At 54.8% G+C, this 19,306-nt stretch carries 18 protein-coding genes; 6 read left to right on the forward strand and 12 right to left on the reverse strand.

The features are described from left to right. The first annotated feature begins 142 nt into the window (after positions 1 to 142). From ttrB to ttrA, 3 genes are read left to right on the forward strand one after another with little or no spacing between them, the layout of a single operon-like run. Complete coding sequence (ttrB, locus tag JTI98_RS16360; protein WP_216081537.1) at positions 143 to 871, forward strand: tetrathionate reductase subunit TtrB; 729 nt, start codon at positions 143 to 145, stop codon at positions 869 to 871. After that, on the forward strand, positions 871 to 1,893 hold the full coding sequence (gene ttrC / locus JTI98_RS16365) for a tetrathionate reductase subunit TtrC (protein WP_216082257.1): 1,023 nt from the start codon (positions 871 to 873) through the stop codon (positions 1,891 to 1,893). The genes ttrB and ttrC overlap by 1 nt, the downstream gene beginning before the upstream one ends. Next, positions 1,886 to 4,951: a tetrathionate reductase subunit TtrA gene (ttrA, locus tag JTI98_RS16370; protein WP_058587999.1), complete on the forward strand. Its 3,066-nt coding sequence runs from the start codon at positions 1,886 to 1,888 to the stop codon at positions 4,949 to 4,951. Before ttrC ends, ttrA begins: the two co-directional genes overlap by 8 nt. Positions 4,952 to 5,043: 92 nt before the next feature. On the opposite strand, the gene JTI98_RS16375 is transcribed toward ttrA, so the two are convergent. From JTI98_RS16375 to JTI98_RS16385, 3 genes are read right to left on the reverse strand one after another with little or no spacing between them, the layout of a single operon-like run. Beyond that, on the reverse strand, positions 5,044 to 5,856 hold the full coding sequence (locus tag JTI98_RS16375) for a MetQ/NlpA family ABC transporter substrate-binding protein (protein ID WP_216081538.1): 813 nt from the start codon (positions 5,854 to 5,856) through the stop codon (positions 5,044 to 5,046). 21 nt (positions 5,857 to 5,877) lie between these two features. After that, positions 5,878 to 6,546 (reverse strand): methionine ABC transporter permease, encoded by a 669-nt coding sequence (locus tag JTI98_RS16380; protein WP_044327385.1) that lies wholly within the window; start codon positions 6,544 to 6,546, stop codon positions 5,878 to 5,880. Next, a complete protein-coding gene (locus JTI98_RS16385) occupies positions 6,539 to 7,561 on the reverse strand; it encodes a methionine ABC transporter ATP-binding protein (protein WP_058587998.1) in 1,023 nt (340 codons plus the stop codon). The genes JTI98_RS16380 and JTI98_RS16385 overlap by 8 nt, the downstream gene beginning before the upstream one ends. A gap of 523 nt (positions 7,562 to 8,084) precedes the next feature. Between JTI98_RS16385 and pykF the strand changes: the two genes are divergently transcribed. Both pykF and lpp read left to right on the forward strand, forming a co-directional pair. Further along, positions 8,085 to 9,497 carry a pyruvate kinase PykF gene (pykF, locus tag JTI98_RS16390; RefSeq protein ID WP_043000839.1) on the forward strand — a complete coding sequence of 471 codons (1,413 nt, stop codon included), beginning with the start codon at positions 8,085 to 8,087 and terminating at the stop codon, positions 9,495 to 9,497. A 308-nt stretch (positions 9,498 to 9,805) separates the two neighbouring features. Beyond that, complete coding sequence (lpp, locus tag JTI98_RS16395) at positions 9,806 to 10,042, forward strand: murein lipoprotein Lpp (protein ID WP_001082307.1); 237 nt, start codon at positions 9,806 to 9,808, stop codon at positions 10,040 to 10,042. 76 nt (positions 10,043 to 10,118) lie between these two features. On the opposite strand, the gene JTI98_RS16400 is transcribed toward lpp, so the two are convergent. From JTI98_RS16400 to JTI98_RS16435, 8 genes are all read right to left on the reverse strand, one after another. After that, complete coding sequence (locus JTI98_RS16400; RefSeq protein WP_044327383.1) at positions 10,119 to 11,114, reverse strand: L,D-transpeptidase family protein; 996 nt, start codon at positions 11,112 to 11,114, stop codon at positions 10,119 to 10,121. A gap of 97 nt (positions 11,115 to 11,211) precedes the next feature. Further along, positions 11,212 to 11,628: a cysteine desulfuration protein SufE gene (gene sufE / locus JTI98_RS16405; RefSeq protein WP_058587997.1), complete on the reverse strand. Its 417-nt coding sequence runs from the start codon at positions 11,626 to 11,628 to the stop codon at positions 11,212 to 11,214. Between the two features lie 12 nt (positions 11,629 to 11,640). Then, positions 11,641 to 12,861: a cysteine desulfurase SufS gene (sufS, locus tag JTI98_RS16410; RefSeq protein WP_044254740.1), complete on the reverse strand. Its 1,221-nt coding sequence runs from the start codon at positions 12,859 to 12,861 to the stop codon at positions 11,641 to 11,643. After that, positions 12,858 to 14,129 carry a Fe-S cluster assembly protein SufD gene (gene sufD, locus JTI98_RS16415; protein WP_216081539.1) on the reverse strand — a complete coding sequence of 424 codons (1,272 nt, stop codon included), beginning with the start codon at positions 14,127 to 14,129 and terminating at the stop codon, positions 12,858 to 12,860. Before sufD ends, sufS begins: the two co-directional genes overlap by 4 nt. Next, complete coding sequence (gene sufC / locus JTI98_RS16420; protein ID WP_058587994.1) at positions 14,104 to 14,850, reverse strand: Fe-S cluster assembly ATPase SufC; 747 nt, start codon at positions 14,848 to 14,850, stop codon at positions 14,104 to 14,106. Before sufC ends, sufD begins: the two co-directional genes overlap by 26 nt. Before the next feature lie 9 nt (positions 14,851 to 14,859). After that, entirely contained in the window at positions 14,860 to 16,347 is a 1,488-nt protein-coding gene (gene sufB / locus JTI98_RS16425) for a Fe-S cluster assembly protein SufB (protein WP_044254746.1), read from the reverse strand. A gap of 8 nt (positions 16,348 to 16,355) precedes the next feature. Continuing rightward, positions 16,356 to 16,724 carry a Fe-S cluster assembly scaffold SufA gene (gene sufA, locus JTI98_RS16430; protein WP_043000846.1) on the reverse strand — a complete coding sequence of 123 codons (369 nt, stop codon included), beginning with the start codon at positions 16,722 to 16,724 and terminating at the stop codon, positions 16,356 to 16,358. Between the two features lie 473 nt (positions 16,725 to 17,197). Beyond that, positions 17,198 to 18,073, reverse strand: coding sequence for a LysR family transcriptional regulator (locus tag JTI98_RS16435; RefSeq protein WP_216082258.1), 876 nt, complete (start codon positions 18,071 to 18,073; stop codon positions 17,198 to 17,200). A 123-nt stretch (positions 18,074 to 18,196) separates the two neighbouring features. Here JTI98_RS16435 and JTI98_RS16440 point away from each other — a divergent pair, with 123 nt between their 5' ends. Continuing rightward, positions 18,197 to 19,048 carry a Vmh family MBL fold metallo-hydrolase gene (locus JTI98_RS16440; RefSeq protein ID WP_216081540.1) on the forward strand — a complete coding sequence of 284 codons (852 nt, stop codon included), beginning with the start codon at positions 18,197 to 18,199 and terminating at the stop codon, positions 19,046 to 19,048. A 68-nt stretch (positions 19,049 to 19,116) separates the two neighbouring features. Here JTI98_RS16440 and JTI98_RS16445 read toward each other — a convergent pair whose 3' ends face one another. Next, positions 19,117 to 19,305, reverse strand: a complete 189-nt coding sequence (locus tag JTI98_RS16445; protein WP_042282711.1) for a YdiH family protein — start codon at positions 19,303 to 19,305, stop codon at positions 19,117 to 19,119. Between the last annotated feature and the right edge of the window lies 1 nt (position 19,306).

Consider the following 19,306-nt stretch of genomic DNA (forward strand, 5'->3'; position numbering starts at 1 on the left):
AACCCGCCGGGTATGTGGTTAACCACAATAGAGCTGCCCCCGCCACGATTTTTACACTGTAAATCATCGACATTCTTTATTCATCACACGCAACCCAACGGCGTGACAAATGTTTCGTTGTTGCCTTGAGACGGGAGAAAAAATGGACAGCAGTAAACGGCAGTTTCTCCAGCAACTGGGCGTCCTGACCGCAGGCGCGTCGCTGGTTCCACTGGCGCAGGCGAAATTTTCTTTTTCACCTGAACGCCACGGCGGTTCCACACAGCAGCGTTACGCGATGCTTGTCGATCTGCGCCGCTGCATCGGCTGTCAGGCCTGCACCGTCAGTTGTGCGATTGAAAACCAGACGCCGCAGGGCGAGTTCCGTACCCATGTGAATCAGTATCAGGTCCAGGTGGCGGATGAGGTGACCAATGTGCTGTTACCGCGTCTGTGCAACCACTGCGACAATCCGCCCTGCGTACCGGTTTGTCCGGTGCAGGCCACCTTTCAACGCGAAGACGGTATCGTCGTGGTCGATAACACCCGCTGCGTCGGTTGTGCCTACTGTGTGCAGGCGTGTCCTTATGACGCCCGTTTTATCAATCATGAAACGCAGACCGCCGATAAATGCACGTTTTGCGTCCATCGTTTAGAGGCCGGACTTCTCCCCGCCTGCGTGGAGTCCTGTGTTGGCGGCGCGCGCATCATCGGCGATATCCGCGATCCGCAAAGCCGTATTTCGCAATTAATCCGCACCCATCATGACACCATCAAAGTGTTGAAACCGGAAAACAACACCGTGCCCCATGTCTTCTATCTGGGACTGGATGAGGCGTTTGTCTCCCCGTTGATGAGCCGCGCACAACCCGCACTCTGGCAGGAGGTCTGATAATGTCACCCTTAATCATTGAAGAGGTGCTGACCCGTCCACAGGCGGTGAGTTGGCTTCCCTGGGCAGTACAGTATTTCTTTTTCATCGGTATTGCCGCCTGCGGGGCGCTGTCTGGCGCCGTCCTGCACTGGCGGAAAAAGGATAATCCCGCGCTGGAAAACCTGACGCTGCTGATTACGCTAACCTGCGCAATCACCGCACCGCTGGCGCTAACCGCCGATCTCCACCAGACAGCCCGTGTCTGGCATTTCTATGCGTACCCTACGCCGTGGTCATGGATGCCGTGGGGCGCCCTGTTTTTGCCGCTGTTTACCGCGTTCCTCGGACTGTGGTTTCTGGCGCAGGTTTACAGACAACTCACCGGTAAAAGTTACGCTGTCACAAAATGGTTCGCGTGTGCCAGCGCGCTGACCGCGATAGGATTGTTGCTCTATACCGGGCGGGAAGTCTCTGTGGTGCAGGCTCGCCCCGTCTGGTTCAGTTATGCCTTTGTGCTGGTGATGTTCCTGAGTGCGCTACAAACCTTTTTAGCGTTGTTAATCGTCGGGCTGCGCGATGATTTTCCAACGCAAAAGCGCCTCGCGCTCGGACAACTGCTGACACTGCTCGCCCTTGCAGCCGTCATTATTTTCTGGGTCTGCGGCGATACGCTTTCCGGTATGGCCATCCGCCAGTGGATGGCAATCTCCGCATCGGCACGCCATTACGCCTCAGGCTGGCTGGCATTCTGGCTGATCTCATTGCTGTTTAGCGTTATCGCCCTGCGTCGTCCGCTGTCATTGCCCCTGCGTAGCCTGCTGGCGTTGAGCGCGATGGCGCTATGCTGGCTCATGCGCTGGACGCTGCTGATTCAGGGGCAGACGCTGCCGAAATTCAACGCCCAGTTCAACCCATACGCCCTGCCCGCCGGAACCGACGGTTGGCTTGCCATCCTCGGCACCTTCGGCCTGTGGATAGCGCTGCTTATTATTATTCGCGAAAGCGTGAACGGACTCGCAAGGAGACTGCAACATGGCTAATTTAACCCGTCGTCAGTGGCTCAAAGTCGGCCTGGCCGTCGGCGGTATGGCGACATTCGCCCTCAGCTATCGTGACGTCGCGAAGCGTGCCATTGACGGCTTGATCAACGGCACCTCGGGTAAAATCACCCGCGACCACATCACCGGTAACGCGCTGATCCCGGAAGCCAACGCGCACCCGCGCTGGCAGCAGAATACGCAGCAAACCATCGCCATGACCCAATGTTTCGGTTGCTGGACACAGTGCGGCGTCAGGGTACGCGTTGATCAACAAACCAACCGGGTGCTACGTATTGCCGGCAACCCGTATCATCCGCTTTCTCATGAGCATCATATTGACGCGTCGGTGCCATTCAGTACGGCGATGGCGCAACTGGCGGGCGAGAACGGTCTTGATGCTCGCTCGACGGCCTGCGCCAGGGGCGCGACGCAACTGGAAGGCCTGTACAGCCCGTTGCGTATTCTTGAGCCGATGAAACGCGTCGGTAAACGCGGCGAAGGTAAATGGCAGCGCATCAGCTTTGAACAATTGATCAATGAAGTGGTGGAAGGCGGCGACCTGTTTGGCGAGGGTCACGTTGACGGCCTGCGCGCCATTTACGCCCCGTCGACCCCCATTGATCCGCAACATCCGGGGTTTGGTCCTAAATCCAACCAGCTTCTGGTCACCAATACCAGCGACGATGGGCGAGATACATTTTTACGCCGCTTTGCTCTCAACAGTTTCGGTAGCAAGAACTTTGGCGCGCATGGCTCCTATTGTGGACTGGCCTATCGCGCAGGTTCCGGCGCGCTGATGGGCGATCTCGATAAAAACACCCACGTAAAGCCCGACTGGGATAACGTCGAGTTCGCACTGTTTATGGGCACCTCGCCCGCACAGTCGGGCAACCCGTTTAAACGCCAGGCCAGACAGCTTTCCAGCGCACGCCTGCGCGGTGATTTCAGCTATGTGGTCGTCGCCCCGGCGCTGCCGTTAACCACCGTGTTAGCTGACGATCACGGTCACTGGTTACCCGTGATCCCCGGCAGCGACTCTGCGCTGGCGATGGCAATGATCCGCTGGATTATCGAAAACCAACGCTACAACGCCGATTATCTGGCGCTGCCCGGCACAAAGGCCATGCAACACGCTGACGAGAAGAGCTGGACCAACGCCACGCATCTGGTGATCGCCGACGATCTTCCCGGACTGGCGGGACAGCACTTAACGCGTCGCCATCTGGACCCTTCCGCGGCCAATGATCCACTGGTTGTTAATGAACACAACGAGCTGATCCCCGCCAGTGATTGCCTGCACGCCACGCTGTTTGCCACGCGCCAGGTCACGCTCGCCGACGGACGTAGCGTGACGGTGAAAAGCAGCTTCCAGTGTCTGAAAGAATCGGCGGAAAAAATGACGCTCGCGCAGTACAGCCAGCAGTGCGGCGTGGCTGAGGACAACATCATCGCGCTGGCGGATGCCTTTACCCGTCACGGACGTAAGGCGGCGGTCGTCACCCACGGCGGCATGATGGCAGGAAATGGTTTCTATAATGCGTGGGCGGTGATGATGCTGAACGCGCTGATCGGCAACCTCAGTCTGGAAGGCGGCGTCTTTGTCGGCGGCGGAAAATTCAACGGCGCAACGGACGGCCCACGCTACAACATGGCGAGTTTTCCGGGAAAAGTGAAACCTAAAGGGCTGAGCATCGCGCGAAGCAAAACGGCGTATGAATCTTCTGAAGAGTACCGTGACAAGGTCGCCGCCGGGCGTTCCCCCTTCCCGGCCAAAGCACCGTGGTATCCGTTTGTCGCCGGTCAACTGACTGAGTTGCTGAGTTCCGCGCTGGAGGGGTATCCGTACCCGCTGAAAGCGTGGATCTCCAACATGACCAATCCCTTGTATGGCATACCCGGTTTGCGCGCGCTGGCCGAAGAAAAGCTGAAAGATCCGGCACGGTTGCCGCTGTTTATTGCCATCGACGCGTATATGAACGAAACAACGGCCCTTGCGGATTACATCGTACCGGACACGCATAATTTCGAAAGCTGGGGATTCAGCGCGCCGTGGGCTGGCGTCGCCAGTAAAGCCACCACCGCTCGCTGGCCGATTGTTACCGCTGCCACCGCCACAACCACCGACGGTCAGCCGGTTTCGATGGAGGCATTCTGCATCGCGGTGGCAAAGCAACTGCATCTACCGGGGTTTGGCGACAATGCGATATCCGACAGCGCAGGGAACCATTATCCGCTCAATCGTGCCGAAGACTACTATCTGCGCGTTGCCGCCAATATCGCGTTTATGGGGAAGGCCCCGGTCGCCGAAGCGGTAACGGAAGATATTGAACTCACAGGCGTCCGCCGCATTATGCCCGTCATTCAACAGACACTGAAAGCGGAGGAAGTCCGTCGGGTGGCGTTTATCTATTCACGTGGCGGTCGGTTCGCACCGGACAAGAGCGGACGGGCCGAAAACCAGGTCGGCAACGCGTGGGAAAAACCGCTGCAAATCTGGAACGCCGAGGTTGCCGCTCATCGTCATGCTATCACTGGCGAGCGCTACAGCGGCTGTCCGGCGTGGTATCCGGCAAGGCTCTCTGACGGACGTTCGGTGGACGACCTGTTCCCGCTGGCACAGTGGCCGTTCAAACTTATCTCGTTTAAGTCCAATACCATGGCCAGTGCGTCTGCGGTAATCCCACGTTTGCACCACGTTAAGCCGGTCAATCTGGTGGCGTTGAACCCGCAGGACGGTCAGCGTTTCGGGCTTTCCCATGGCGACACGGTGCGGATCACCACGCCGGGTGGACAGGTTGAGGCGCAAATTAGTTTGCTGCACGGCGTAATGCCTGGGGTCATCGCGATCGAGCACGGCTATGGGCATCGGGAGATGGGCGGCGCGCAACACACGCTGGACGGTGAACCGCTGCCTTTTGATGCGAAAGTGAAATCGGGGATTAACCTGAATGACCTGGGATTTGCCGATCCGACGCGAAAAGTCAGTAACACCTGGCTGGACTGGGTGTCCGGCGCCGCGGTCCGTCAGGGGCTGCCAGCAAGAATTGAGCGGGTCTGACACTTGCACGGATGGCAACGCTCGCGCGTTTTACCCGGCCTACAGGACAACGTAGGCCGGGTAAGGCGAAGCCGTCTCCCGGCAAAAACGGATCAGTTATTCACCGGAATGACCGCGCCTTTGTATTTGGTGCGGATCCACTCCTGAATCTCTTTTGAGTGCAGGACGTTAACCAGTGCGACGATATCCTTTTTCTTCTCGTCGCCACGATGTACGGTAATGATGTTGGCATACGGGTTGTTCTCACCGCTTTCCACCGCGATCGGGTCGTGGACCGGATCCAGACCAGCGTCGATAGCGTAGTTGGCGTTAATCACCACCGCATCACCTTCATCGTTGTTGTACATTTGCGGCAACAGCGCGGCTTCCACGTTAGGCAGGAACTTCAGCTTCTTCGGGTTATCCACGATGTCGCTGATGCGTGCGGTCACTTTGTCCACGCCCGGCTTCAGTTTGATTACGCCCTCTTTCTCGAAGATAGACAGAATACGCCCCTCTTCCGACACCGCATCACGCATGATGATTTTGCCGCCTTCCGGCAGATCCTTCAGTGATTTAACCTTTTTCGAATAGATGCCGATAGGCTCAATGTGGATGGCGCCCGCACTGACAAAATCGTAGGTCTTATCCCCGGCATGGTCTTTCAGCACACTGTTCAGATAGGGAATATGCTGGAAGTAGTTGGCATCAATCTCACGGCCCGCCAGCGCGGTGTTCGGCAGGATGTAGTCCTGGAACGGTTTAATCTCCAGATCGATCCCCTGTTTCGCCAGGATCGGTTTGGCCTGTTCGAGGATTTCGGCATGCGGTACGTTAGACGCGCCCACGGTCAGCGTGTCCCCCCAGGAGGCGAAGCTCAGGGCACTTAAGGTGGCTGCGGCGAGAAGTGTCAGTGATTTTTTCATGATAATGGTTTCCGTATTTTATTAGCGTTTATCTAACAGAGAAGTGATCACATCGCCGCAGAACTGGATAATGAAGACGATAACCAGAATGGTCACTGTCGCCACCAGCGTGACGTCGTTGTGGTTGCGCTGGAATCCTTCCAGATAAGCCAGATTCCCTAAACCCCCTGCTCCGATCACCCCAGCCATCGCGCTGTAACTGACCAGCGCAATCAGCGTCACGGTGATACCGGACACCAGAGCGGGTGACGATTCAGGTAACAAAACCCGAAAAATTAAGGTGCCAAGACGAGCGCCCATTGAACGTGTGGCTTCAATGACGCCCTTATCCACTTCGCGCAGGGCGATCTCAACCAGGCGCGCATAGAATGGCGCGGCACCGACAATCAGTGCCGGTAAGGCGGCATTCGCGCCAAGAATGGTGCCGACAATCGCTTTGGTAAACGGGATCAGTAAGACGATCAAAATAATGAACGGGATCGAGCGGAAAATATTCACCACCAGCGAAATGCCGCTGTACAGCGCACGGTTCTGGAACAGCCCACCGCGTGCGGTCAGAAACAGCGCCAGTCCGAGGACGATACCGAGAACAAAGGTCGCAATCCCGGAGAGCGCGGTCATGTACAGCGTCTCCTGAGTAGCGGCAAACAGTTGATCCCATTTCAGATGGGGAAACAGATTCTCAGCCATGTTGAATCACCTCACCGTCAATGCCGCTTTTTTGCAGGTCGTCCAGAATGTTATTGAGTTGCTCTTCCGACGCCACCACGTGCAGCCACAGCTGGCCGAACACGCCATGCGCCGTCTGGGTCATTTTGCCGTGCAGGATATTGAATGGCAGACCGTAGCGCAGGGTCAGTTCGCCAACGATCGGCTGATGCGTGCTGTGCCCGGTAAAGGTTAATTTAATTACCGTGCCGCCCAGTTCGCTCGCCAGTTGCGGGTTAAAGGCTTCTTCATCAGCATACTGTCCCACCTGGCGGACAAACTGACGAGTAATCGGCTGTTGCGGATGCGTGAAGACGCTCAAGACGTCGCCTTCTTCCACCACCTGACCGTTCTCCATCACTGCCACACGATCGCAGATTTTGCGCACCACGTGCATTTCATGGGTGATCAACACAATCGTCAGTTGGAAGCGGCGGTTGATATCAAGCAGCAGATCAAGAATTTGATCGGTTGTTTGCGGGTCCAGCGCCGACGTGGCTTCATCGCACAGCAATACATCCGGGCTATTGGCCAGCGCGCGTGCAATCCCCACGCGCTGCTTTTGCCCGCCGCTCAGCTGTGACGGAAAGGCATTTTCGCGCCCCGTCAACCCTACCAGTTCAATCAGTTCCGCCACGCGAGCCTGAATTTTTGCTTTTGGCGCACCGGCGATTTGCATAGAAAAGGCGATGTTATCGCGCACGGTGCGCGACCACAGCAGATTAAAATGCTGGAAGACCATGCTGATTTTCAGGCGCGCCTGGCGCAGCGATTCGCCGCGAGCGGCAGAAATATCATGACCGTTGATGGTCACGCTGCCCGCGGTTGGTTTTTCCAGCCCGTTGAGCAGACGAATCAGGGTGCTTTTCCCAGCACCGCTGTAGCCAATAATTCCGTAAATCTGTCCCTGCTCCACGGTCAAATTGACATTATCAACCGCAGTAATGGATAGCCGGCCTGGCGTGAACACTTTCGAAATATTTTTCAGGACAATCATGTCGTTTGGGTATCCGCGGCTGCTTATTGTTATCCTGCCAGCGCTTTCGGCTATTTAGCAGTATGGATGTCCAAACGAGTGTAATCAGGGTAATTTAGATTTGAAATGATTTAAAAGTCATTTGTTATAACTCGAAGGAATATGTCGAGTTGCGCAACACAGCCTGGTTTTTGCGTTTGCGCAATTGGCAGACACGACTTGTTTAATAACAATTTGTTGTGTAACTGCCTGGATGTATTCTGAAACACCGTTTCCATTTTCCTTTTGTGTCTGTTTCAGCGTATAATGCGTGACAATTGTCACTTGAATGGTTTCAGCACATTGACCTGTCATACTCAGAGACTACAAAACGTCCCTTTTTGTCGGGCTGAACGACGAGCACACATTCCTCTGCACGCTCTATCGATGTCACCTATCCTTAGTGCGAGGCATCACAACTTTCGTAATACAGGTTTAGCTTCCAGTCAGTGCGTTCCGGAAGCCGGCTTTCCATATCCTTCTCAACTTAAAGACTAAGACTGTCATGAAAAAGACGAAAATTGTTTGCACCATCGGTCCGAAAACCGAATCTGAAGAGATGTTAACCAAAATGCTGGACGCGGGCATGAACGTCATGCGTCTGAACTTCTCTCACGGTGACTATGCAGAACACGGTCAGCGTATCCAGAACCTGCGCAACGTGATGAGCAAAACCGGCAAGAAAGCGGCCATCCTGCTCGACACGAAAGGTCCGGAAATCCGTACTATCAAGCTGGAAGGCGGTAACGACGTTTCCCTGAAAGCGGGTCAGACCTTTACCTTCACCACCGATAAATCTGTGGTGGGGAATAACGAAATCGTTGCCGTGACCTACGAAGGTTTCACCTCCGATCTGTCCGTGGGTAATACCGTACTGGTCGACGATGGTCTGATCGGTATGGAAGTTACCGCGATCGAAGGCAACAAAGTCATCTGTAAAGTGCTGAACAACGGCGACCTCGGCGAAAACAAAGGCGTTAACCTGCCAGGCGTTTCTATCGCCCTGCCGGCGCTGGCAGAAAAAGACAAACAGGACCTGATCTTTGGTTGCGAACAAGGCGTTGACTTTGTTGCGGCCTCTTTTATCCGTAAGCGTTCTGACGTGGTTGAAATCCGTGAGCACCTGAAAGCGCACGGCGGCGAGAAGATCCAGATCATCTCCAAAATTGAAAACCAGGAAGGCCTGAACAACTTCGACGAAATCCTCGAAGCGTCTGACGGTATCATGGTTGCCCGTGGCGACCTGGGCGTTGAAATCCCGGTTGAAGAAGTGATCTTCGCGCAGAAGATGATGATCGAAAAATGTATCCGTGCGCGTAAAGTGGTTATCACTGCGACCCAGATGCTGGATTCCATGATCAAAAACCCGCGTCCGACTCGCGCTGAAGCAGGCGACGTAGCGAACGCCATCCTCGACGGCACCGATGCGGTGATGCTGTCAGGCGAATCCGCAAAAGGTAAATACCCGCTGGAAGCGGTCACCATCATGGCGACTATTTGTGAGCGTACCGACCGTGTGATGACCAGCCGTCTGGACTTCAACAATGACAGCCGCAAATTGCGCATCACTGAAGCCGTCTGCCGTGGCGCGGTGGAAACCGCGGAAAAACTGGAAGCACCGCTGATCGTGGTGGCCACTCAGGGCGGTAAATCCGCTCGCGCAGTGCGTAAATACTTCCCGGACGCCACCATTCTGGCGCTGACCACCAACGAAGTGACTGCCCGTCAGCTGGTGCTGAGCAAAGGCGTTGTGGCCCATCTGGTGAAAGAAATCGCGTCTACTGATGATTTCTATCGTCTGGGTAAAGAGGTTGCTCAGCAGAGCGGTCTGGCTCAGAAAGGTGACGTTGTGGTGATGGTTTCTGGTGCTCTGGTACCGAGCGGCACGACTAACACGGCATCTGTTCACGTACTGTAATAATTCTCGAATGAATTAATTCGATTAAAAAGCGCCCTCGCGGCGCTTTTTTTATTTTTCCAATAGCCACTATTAATAAAAAAGCAAATCGGATTGAGCTATCTAATTACAGATTATCTAAGACGAATCCGATGGAAGCAGCCTGTTTTCACACGGTTTTTTAGCCGTTTTTGCGCATTTCGATGCTTCTTTGAGCGAACGATCAAAAATAAGCGTCTTCTCATCAAAAAAATATTCTCAACATAAAAAAGTTTGTGTAATACTTGTAACGCTACATGGAGATTAACTCAATCTAGAGGGTATTAATAATGAATCGTACTAAACTGGTACTGGGCGCGGTAATCCTGGGTTCTACTCTGCTGGCTGGTTGCTCCAGCAACGCTAAAATCGATCAGCTGTCTTCTGACGTTCAGACTCTGAACGCTAAAGTTGACCAGCTGAGCAACGACGTGAACGCAATGCGTTCCGACGTTCAGGCTGCTAAAGACGACGCAGCTCGCGCTAACCAGCGTCTGGACAACCAGGCTACTAAATACCGTAAGTAATAGTACCTGTGTAATAGAAATGGCGCACATTGTGCGCCATTTTTTTGTCTCACGTTCTTCCTTCCCGCTACTCTCACTACTGCGTCTGCGTCTCTTCCTGTACTGATCCATTTTGCGCTGACTGAACAGCAGGTGTAGCTTCAACCGTTGGCGTTTGCCCGGCAGAGACCGCCACCGGATAACCCGCGCGACGATACAACGCTTTATCCACCAGAGCGTCATCCACCTCTTTCATCGCCTTAAACTGGCTGAACCCGGCAGGCAGCACATACGGCATCGTCTGTACGTTTTGTTCTTCTTCCGGCGACAGTGGTCGGTGGACCTCAACGTAGCGCAGTCCGCTCGGCTCCACGGAATATTTCACCGGTTCATTAATCACTCTCACCGGCGTTCCCGTGCGGACCTGGGAGAACAGCGCTTTGATGTCCGGGGCATTCATCCGAATACAGCCGGAACTGACGCGCAGACCCACGCTGTCTGGTTGACTGGTGCCATGAATGAGATACTCGCCATTACCGTGCGCCAGACGCAGTGCAAAGAGCCCCAGCGGGTTATTCGGCCCGGCGGGGACCACCGGCGGCAACGTAATGCCTCGCTCCAGAGAGCGCTTACGGATGCCTGCCGTTGGCGTCCAGGTCGGATTCGGGATTTTCTGCCCAACGCGGGTTTCCATCACCGGCGTTTCCAGTCCCTGTAAACCAATACCGATCGGATAGACCTGGACGATATTTTCGCCCGGCGGATAGTAGTACAGCCGCAGTTCAGCCAGATTAACAATGATGCCTTCTCGGGGCGCATCGGGCAGCAATAGCTGTGACGGGATCGTTACCAGGGTGCCCGGTTTTGGCACAGGCGCAATGGTATTATTTGCCTCCAGAATAAGCATCGCGGCAGTATCAAAACGACGGGCAATGGCCTGCAGGTTTTTATCGCCTTCCTGCACCGTATACGTTTGATTCTGCCCAACAAGACGACTTCCTGCTGGCGGTAAGGGGTAATCCACCGCCCAGGCAGCCTGTATGGCGCTGTAAGCGCCGATAAGCATTAGAGTAATAAGAGACGCGCGTTTCATACCCAACCTCCTGTATTCACTGGCATGGCCAGAATGCTGATAATCCTGTAAGACAGCCGGCTGCCTTACCTGACAGGATGAAAGCTGTCTATTGAGTTTAGCTAAGCGTTGCTGCTTTGGTACGGATCGCGCGAATCATCGCTTCCAGACCCTGCGAACGAGACGGCGTGAGATGCTGCGCGAGCGCCATCTGTTCAAACCACGGCCGCACATCAAAATTCACGATATCCTGAGCCGTCATCTGGTGATACAGAATGAAGACGACCGCAATCAGTCCTTTCACAATGGCAGCATCACTGTCGCCCTGCAGCTCAATAACGCCTTGCGCATTCTGGCGCATCGCTATCCAGACCTGACTCTGACATCCCTGAATCGTATTTTCAGGACAACGGTCCGCTGCGGATATTTCCGGCAATCGCTGTCCCAGCTCAATGATGTACAGATACTTCTCTTCCCAATTAGCGCAACGCTGAAAATTACGCAACAATTTTTCTCTATCCGGCAGCGCAGCCATAGTGCCTCCCTGTTACCCCAGTAAGCGATGAATTCGTTGCAAGCCTGTCACCAGGCGATCCACTTCTTCATGGGTGTTATACATTGCCAGCGACGCCCGGCACATCGCCGGCACCTGATAAAAAGCCATCAGCGGCATCGCGCAATGGTGTCCGGTCCGCACGGCGATCCCGTAATTGTCGAGAAAACTGCCGACGTCATAGGCGTGATGTTTGCCGAGATTAAAGGCAATCACGCCCAGACGGTCAGTGGGGCCGTACAGCGTGAGATCCGGCACCGCCTTCAGTTGCTCCAGCGCATAGTGCATCAGGTTCTGTTCGTATTCGTTAATCGCCTCCAGTCCCAGCGCTGAAACATACTCCAGCGCGGCACCAAAGCCGATAATCCCGCCGGTATTCGGCGTCCCCGCTTCGAAGCGCCACGGCGCTTTCGTCCAGGTCGTCCCCTGCGTCAGGCTGACGGTGGCGATCATCGACCCGCCCCCTTCCCAGGGCGGCATCTGTTGCAACAGCGCCTCTTTGACATAGAGCACACCAATACCGGTCGGGCCATACAGCTTGTGACCCGAGAAGACGTAAAAATCGCAGTCCAGCGCCTGAACGTCTACCGGGTGGTGCATTACCGCCTGCGCACCGTCCACCAGCACCTTTGCGCCATGCTGATGCGCCAGCGCGATCATTTCGGCGACAGGGTTTTCCGTACCCAGCACATTAGAGACGTGCGTTATCGCCAGCAGCCGGGTTTTCTCATCAAACAGGGTGGGCAGGATCTCCTGTTGCAATGTGCCGTCGGCGTTCAGCGGGATCACCCGCAGCTCAGCGCCCACCCGCGCGCACAGCATCTGCCACGGCACGATGTTGGCATGGTGCTCCATCTCACTGATGATGATGTTATCGCCCGCGTGGACGTTCTCTGGCCCCCAACTGTTGGCGACCAGGTTAATGCCTTCCGTTGTACCGCGCACAAACACCAGCTCTTCCGCAGAGCGTGCGTTAATAAACAGCGATGCCAGCTTGCGCACGTTCTCCATTTTTTCGGTGGCCTGAGCGCTGAGGGTGTGGATCCCCCGGTGCACCGCCGCATAACCGTGACGATAAAACTCAGCTTCCGCGTCAATCACCTGCGCCGGTTTTTGCGCGCTGGCGGCGCTGTCGAGATACGCCAGCGGCAGACCATTCACTTCGCGCGTGAGGACTGGAAAATCCGCACGTACTGTGTCGATGGGAAATGTCATGCTACGCCTCCCGGCAGACGTTGGCCGATCCGCGCCAGCACCTGTTGTTTCAATGCCTCGTCGCTCAGCGCTTCCGTCAGTTCTGCGGCAAAGGCATAAAGGATCATCTGTTGTGCATCCCGTTGAGCAATCCCGCGCGAGCGCAGGTAGAACATCTGCTCATCGTCAATACGCCCTACCGTCGCCCCGTGACTACACTTCACGTCATCAGCGTAGATTTCCAGCTGCGGTTTGGTATCCACTTCTGCAAGCTTGCCGAGCAGCAGATTATTGTTCGTCATCTGCCCGTCCGTTTTGATCGCGTGTTGGGCAACGTTAATCAGCCCGTTAAATACCGCCCGCCCCTTATCGCTGACGATGGTTTTATGCAACTGTCGGCTGTTGCAATAGCCTTTGTTGTGCTCAAGCCATGTGCGGGTATCGCAGACCTCATTTTTCACCGGCATGGCCAGGCTGTTGATCCTGAGAGTCGTGTTCTCGCCGTTCAGTTGTGTGCTGGTGTTGTGACGCAACACCGCATCGCCGAGCAGAAAGCTGTGGCTGTGCGCCGACGCGTCTGCCGCCAACAAGATATCGTTATGGGCGAAGTGATGGCTGAGCGGGTTTTCAAATACCAGCTTGATGTGATGCAGGTGCGCGTTTGCCGCCACGTTCATGGTCAGGCGCGCGCCGGTGAAATGTCGGGCATCATTCAGACTGGCGTAATGCTCGATAATCGTCGCCTCCGCCCCTTCCGCCAGATCAAGATGGTGACGATAGTGCGCCGTGTTCACCTCTTCTGCGGATACGCCCTGGGTGATGTGCATCAACAGCAGCGGTTTTGCCGGGCGCTGGTTACGCTTAACGCGAATATGGGTCACGCTACGCGCCAGGCTTTCGGTGAGATGCAAAAACACTTCCGGTTGTACCGCGACCGGCAGGGTCTGGCGCTCGTCGTTGATCGCCACCTCAAAACCGCTGTTCTCCCAACTGTCGCTGAGCGTCGGGTTGAACTGCCCGTCGACAAACACCAGTCGCAATGCCTCCACGTTAAGCGCTAATGCATCGCGCTGCGCCGGGGAAACATCGGCATAACGACTGACGAACAAGCTGTTGCTGAGTCCTTCCAGCGGTGTGTATTTCCAGTTCTCATGTTTGCGCGTTGGCAGCCCCAGACGCAGAACCTGCTGGAGATGCTGTTGTGCCTGTTCAGAACGCGTCTCACCCTGTGCTTCAAACAGGTGATGCCATTGTTGCAGCGCATTACTGCTGTTCGGTAAGCCAGCCATATCCCTGCTCCTCCAGTTGTTTGACCAGCGTGAAATCGCCAGACTTCACAATCCGTCCCTGATACAGGACGTGGACAAAATCCGGCTTGATATAGTCAAGGATGCGCTGATAGTGGGTGACAATAATGAACGAGCGCTTACCGTCACGCAGTGAGTTGACCCCATCGGCAACCACTTTCAGGGCATCAATATCCAGCCCGGAGTCCGATTCATCGAGAATGCACAGTTCCGGCTCAAGCACCGCCATTTGCAGAATGTCATTCCGCTTCTTCTCGCCGCCGGAAAAACCGACGTTTACCGAGCGGGTTAGCAGATCTTCCGGCATCTTCAGCAGCGCGATTTTCTCTTCCATCAGATCCTGAAAATCGAAGCGATCAAGCGATTCCTGGCCGCGATACGTACGCACCGCATTGAGCGCTGTTTGCAGGAAAAACTGATTGCTGACGCCGGGGATTTCCACCGGATACTGGAAGGCCATAAAGATACCTTCGCCTGCTCTTTCTTCCGGCGCCAGCTCCAACAGGTCTTTGCCTTTAAACATCACCGACCCGCCGGTGACCTCGTAATCTTCACGCCCTGCCAGCGTCGCAGAAAGCGTACTTTTCCCGGAGCCGTTCGGTCCCATAATGGCATGCACTTCCCCCGGACGAACCTCAAGGTTCAACCCACGCAGGATGGCTTTTTCTTCCACACTGACCTGTAAATCTTTAATCGTTAACATGTTTCTTCCTTAACCGACGCTGTGTTCAAGGCTAATGGCTAAAAGTTTTTGTGCTTCGACGGCAAACTCCAGCGGCAACTCGGAGAACACGTCTTTACAGAACCCGTTGACGATCATTGAGATCGCATCTTCTTCGCTGATACCGCGCTGCAGACAATAGAACAGCTGATCTTCACCAATCCGTGAGGTGGTCGCTTCGTGCTCCAACTGCGCGCTGTTGTTGCGGCATTCAACATACGGGAAGGTATGCGCTCCGCAGTCGGCGCCAATCAGCATCGAGTCGCACTGGGTAAAGTTACGGGCATTAGTGGCGGTCGGCATAATTTTGACCAGTCCGCGGTAGCTGTTCTGGCTGTGTCCGGCGGAAATCCCCTTCGAAATAATGGTCGAGCGGGTGTTCTTGCCGATGTGGATCATCTTGGTACCGGTGTCCGCCTGCTGATGACCGCTGGTTAACGCCACCGAATAAAATTCGCCGATCGAGTTGTCGCCGCGCAGAATACAGCTGGGGTATTTCCAGGTGATGGCTGACCCCGTTTCCGACTGGGTCCAGGACATTTTGCTGTTCTCGCCCTCACACAACGCGCGTTTGGTGACGAAGTTCAGAATGCCGCCGGTGTTGTTATCGCCAGGGAACCAGTTCTGGACGGTGGAGTATTTCACCTCGGCGTCTTTGTGGATGATGACCTCCACGACCGCCGCGTGCAGCTGATAGCTGTCGCGCACTGGTGCGGAACAGCCTTCGATATAGCTTACATAGCTGCCTTCATCCGCTACCAGGATCGTGCGTTCAAACTGCCCGGTCTTTTCGGCGTTAATGCGAAAATAGGTTGAAAGCTCCATCGGACAGCGCACGCCTTTCGGCACATAGATAAAGGTGCCATCAGAGGCGACTGCGGCATTCAACGCGGCGAAGAAGTTATCGTTCCCGGGCACGACGGTGCCAAGATACTGTTTCACCAGTTCAGGATGATCGTGTATCGCCTCACCAAAGGAGCAGAAAATGATCCCCTGCTCCGCCAGTTTTTCACGATAAGTGGTGGCAACGGAGACGGAGTCAAAAATGGCATCCACCGCGACTTCACGGCCTTCGCGTACCGGTACGCCAAGTTGTTCAAACGCAGCCTCAACTTCTTTGCTGAGAAAGGCGTTTGCCCCGGTTTGCTGGACCGCCCCCGGCTCAGAAGCGCAGGTCTCATCGCAATTCCCGCACGACGGCGCGGAATAGTAGCTGTAATCCTGATAATTCAGCTTCTCATAGTGCGCCTTCAGCCAGTGCGGCTCCGGCATGTCAACCCACGCTCTGTACGCATTAAGGCGAAACTCCAGCATCCACTCCGGTTCATTACGTTTGGCCGAAATGGCGCGCACCACCTCTTCGTTGATCCCTTTCGCCAGCTCGTCTGTTTGCAGTTGGGTAAAGAAACCCTCTTTATAATTCAGGGGGCCGCCGGTCCAGGTTTTGACATCGTCAGTTGCTTCAGTATTACGAGACATAGTACCGCCTATACCCCAAAGCTTTCGCCACAGCCGCATTCGTTCTGGGCTTTCGGGTTATGAAATTTGAATAACTGGTTTAATCCTTCACGGACGTAATCCACTTCCGTGCCGTCGATAAACGGCATCGCCTGTAACGGGACATAGAGCTTCGCGCCTTCAACCTCAAACAGCAGATCGTCTTTTTCCGGATCGCTGACAGTATCCAGCACATAGCCAAAACCCGCGCATCCCGTCTGTTTAACGCCCAGGCGCACGCCCAGCATACCCGGCTGCTTTGCGACCAGTTCGCGAATATGGGCCGCTGCCGCCGGGGTTAGCGTCAATCCGCGCCAGGCAAAATCGTCCGGATTAAATGTTCCTGAATGCAATTCCATAGGGTTACCTCGCATAGTGAGCCATCAGGCTATAACACCATGTTAGTGATAACGATTCTCACTTCAACCCCTCAACAGCAGGGGCATTACGGTGTTTCACCTGTTTTGACCGCTTTTATTAAGCATAGACCCTGCCACGTGGGTTAAAAGGAATGGATGAATTTGTTCAATTTACTGATTAATAATGACTTTAGCGTCTGTCATCGACCGGACTGGTCAAAACAGTAAAGATGTATAGAAAATGACTATTTCAGGGATAGGAATGACGTGAGAAGCGTGAAAGCACAGAAAAACAAAACCCTTAAGGTTGTCAGTAACAGCCCTAAGGGTTCCGGCCCCATCCGGCGCTTATCTCCGGCACTCATGATGGCTTAGCTCTTGAAGGGGCGATAAGAATAGTCTCATATCGGTAAAGGTCATTTTTAACACAAATTGCTATCTGCTGTTTTATACGTCAGATCAATTCATGGGCTTTACGGCATAGCGGTCTGGATCGCCTCCAGAAATAACCGAAGCCCGGCGGGCTGATGTTCACGGGAAAGATACAGGCCGTACACGGCAAGGCGTCGGGGTTGCAACGTTGGTAGCAGGCGAATCAGTCGTCCCTGAGCCAGTCCTTCACGCGCTTCCTTTTCCGGCACCAGCGCTATCCCCATGCCTGCCAGCGCGGATTCACAAAGTAAAGACGAGATCCCGGCACTCAAATTCCCCTTGATCGCCACCGAGACCGCCTCGCCCTGCTCGTTGAGAAAGTGCCACGATTTTCCTGCAAACCCACTGTAATACAGACAGTTATGCTGAGTGAGATCCTCCAGCGTCTGTGGGGTGCAGTGCTGACGCAAATACGCCTCTGATGCGCAGAGAACCGATTCGCAATCGCCAAGCCGACGGGCAATCGCGCCAGGCTCCGGGTTATCGGTAATGCGAATGGCGACATCAATACGTTCACCGACCAGACTGACTGGCTGATTGTTTATCTCAACTTCAATGCGCAGTTCGGGATAACGCGCTAAAAATCCCGGCAGCATCGGGGCGAGAATATGCATTGCCGTAAAGTGCGCGCAGGCGACGCGTAGCGTTCCGCTGGGAATATCTGCCGCCGACGCCGCGCCAATCGCTTGTGAGAGCTGTGCCAGCGTTCGCGTCTTCACCAGCGCCTCCTCCCCGGCGGGGGTAATTGTCAGCCTGCGCGAGGTGCGATGAATCAGCCGCGCCCCGGCCCATTTCTCCATCTCATCAAGATAGCGGCTCACCATCGGCCGGGAGAGACCCAGTGCCCGCGCCGCCGCACTCAGACTGCCTAAATCGCAGATATGATTGAATACCGTCGCCGCCATCACTCTGTCCATCGCCACCCATCCGATCGTTTTATGAAACTCAGCATGTTCTGATACGGGAATTCTAACAGATCTCAATTCCCTTAAAATACAGGCCACACACAAGACCATTTCATCTGCATAAGGCTATTCCTCATGAAAAGTAAACTGCTGGCCCTGCTGTTGCCTGCTGTCGCCTCCCCCCTGTTTGCCGCGCCGCTGCAACTTGACGTCTATAACCCGCAGGAGAACGCCATTTTCCCTGTCTCCTCAACGTTAGTATCCGGTCCGACGGAAGCGATATTGTTTGATGCGCAGTTCAGCACTAAAGACGGTGAAAAGCTGGTGGAGATGATTAAATCCCGTGGCAAGACGCTGAAAGCCATCGTGATTACCTCCGGCGATCCGGATTTCTATTTCGGCCTGCAGCCGATTGTGAAAGCCTTTCCTGACGCGAAGGTACTGGCCACGCCACAGGTTGTTGAGCATATTCGCGCCACCAAAGAGGCTAAGTTGCAGTACTGGGGACCCCAGATGAAAGAGGGGGCGCCAACGGCGCTGACCGTCCCGCAGGCAACCACAGAAACGCGTTTTCGCATCGATGGTGAAACGCTGGAACTGCATCATCCCAGTGATTACGCGGCCTATGTTTGGGTGCCAGCGAACCGGACCATTCTCGGCGGCACGGGCGTGGCGTCAGGCATTCACGTCTGGACCGCTGACACCCAGACACCAGCGCAACGCGCATCATGGCGTCATGTTCTGACTGAAATGGATAGTCTAAAGCCTGCACAGGTTATTCCGGGTCATTACCTTGGTGAGCGCCCTGAAGGCGATCGGGCCATCCGCTTCACGCAGGATTATCTGCAATCGTTCGAACAGGCGTTGGCGGCGAAGCAAGGTTCACCCTGGGTCATTAAAACGATGAAAGCGGCGTGGCCGGGACTGGCAGAGGAAAGTTCGCTGGAATTGAGCGCGAAAGTGAATTCGGGCGAGATGGCGTGGTAATACCGCCAGTGAGGAACAAAAAAACCCGACGCGTATGTCGGGTTCTTTTTACGTTAGCGATCGCTGAATCAATGAACGCCAAGGCGCCAGGCAAAGTAGATCTCTTCTTTTAATTCAGTGGAAGAGAGCGTCAGTAAATCGGCAAATTCCAGCTCAAGTTGTTTCAGTCTTTTGAGATACTGGGCTGGAGAAAGCTCTGTTTTATCACGACGTAAAAACTCAATTGCCAGTTGGGCCGGGTCTAGTTGGCTAGTCATA

The organism is Citrobacter sp. MGH 55 (assembly GCF_016906145.1).
Lineage (GTDB): Bacteria > Pseudomonadota > Gammaproteobacteria > Enterobacterales > Enterobacteriaceae > Citrobacter_A > Citrobacter_A amalonaticus.

Bases quoted from the DNA above. Each gene is read 5' to 3' on its own strand.
- sufC (WP_058587994.1), bottom strand. From the start codon at position 14,850: ATGTTAACGATTAAAGATTTACAGGTCAGTGTGGAAGAAAAAGCCATC.
- JTI98_RS16435 (WP_216082258.1), bottom strand. From the start codon at position 18,073: ATGGACAGAGTGATGGCGGCGACGGTATTCAATCATATCTGCGATTTA.
- JTI98_RS16445 (WP_042282711.1), bottom strand. From the start codon at position 19,305: ATGACTAGCCAACTAGACCCGGCCCAACTGGCAATTGAGTTTTTACGT.
- JTI98_RS16380 (WP_044327385.1), bottom strand. From the start codon at position 6,546: ATGGCTGAGAATCTGTTTCCCCATCTGAAATGGGATCAACTGTTTGCC.
- sufE (WP_058587997.1), bottom strand. From the start codon at position 11,628: ATGGCTGCGCTGCCGGATAGAGAAAAATTGTTGCGTAATTTTCAGCGT.
- JTI98_RS16440 (WP_216081540.1), top strand. From the start codon at position 18,197: ATGAAAAGTAAACTGCTGGCCCTGCTGTTGCCTGCTGTCGCCTCCCCC.
- ttrB (WP_216081537.1), top strand. From the start codon at position 143: ATGGACAGCAGTAAACGGCAGTTTCTCCAGCAACTGGGCGTCCTGACC.
- sufS (WP_044254740.1), bottom strand. From the start codon at position 12,861: ATGACATTTCCCATCGACACAGTACGTGCGGATTTTCCAGTCCTCACG.
- JTI98_RS16375 (WP_216081538.1), bottom strand. From the start codon at position 5,856: ATGAAAAAATCACTGACACTTCTCGCCGCAGCCACCTTAAGTGCCCTG.
- lpp (WP_001082307.1), top strand. From the start codon at position 9,806: ATGAATCGTACTAAACTGGTACTGGGCGCGGTAATCCTGGGTTCTACT.
- JTI98_RS16400 (WP_044327383.1), bottom strand. From the start codon at position 11,114: ATGAAACGCGCGTCTCTTATTACTCTAATGCTTATCGGCGCTTACAGC.
- JTI98_RS16385 (WP_058587998.1), bottom strand. From the start codon at position 7,561: ATGATTGTCCTGAAAAATATTTCGAAAGTGTTCACGCCAGGCCGGCTA.
- sufA (WP_043000846.1), bottom strand. From the start codon at position 16,724: ATGGAATTGCATTCAGGAACATTTAATCCGGACGATTTTGCCTGGCGC.
- pykF (WP_043000839.1), top strand. From the start codon at position 8,085: ATGAAAAAGACGAAAATTGTTTGCACCATCGGTCCGAAAACCGAATCT.
- ttrA (WP_058587999.1), top strand. From the start codon at position 1,886: ATGGCTAATTTAACCCGTCGTCAGTGGCTCAAAGTCGGCCTGGCCGTC.
- sufB (WP_044254746.1), bottom strand. From the start codon at position 16,347: ATGTCTCGTAATACTGAAGCAACTGACGATGTCAAAACCTGGACCGGC.
- sufD (WP_216081539.1), bottom strand. From the start codon at position 14,129: ATGGCTGGCTTACCGAACAGCAGTAATGCGCTGCAACAATGGCATCAC.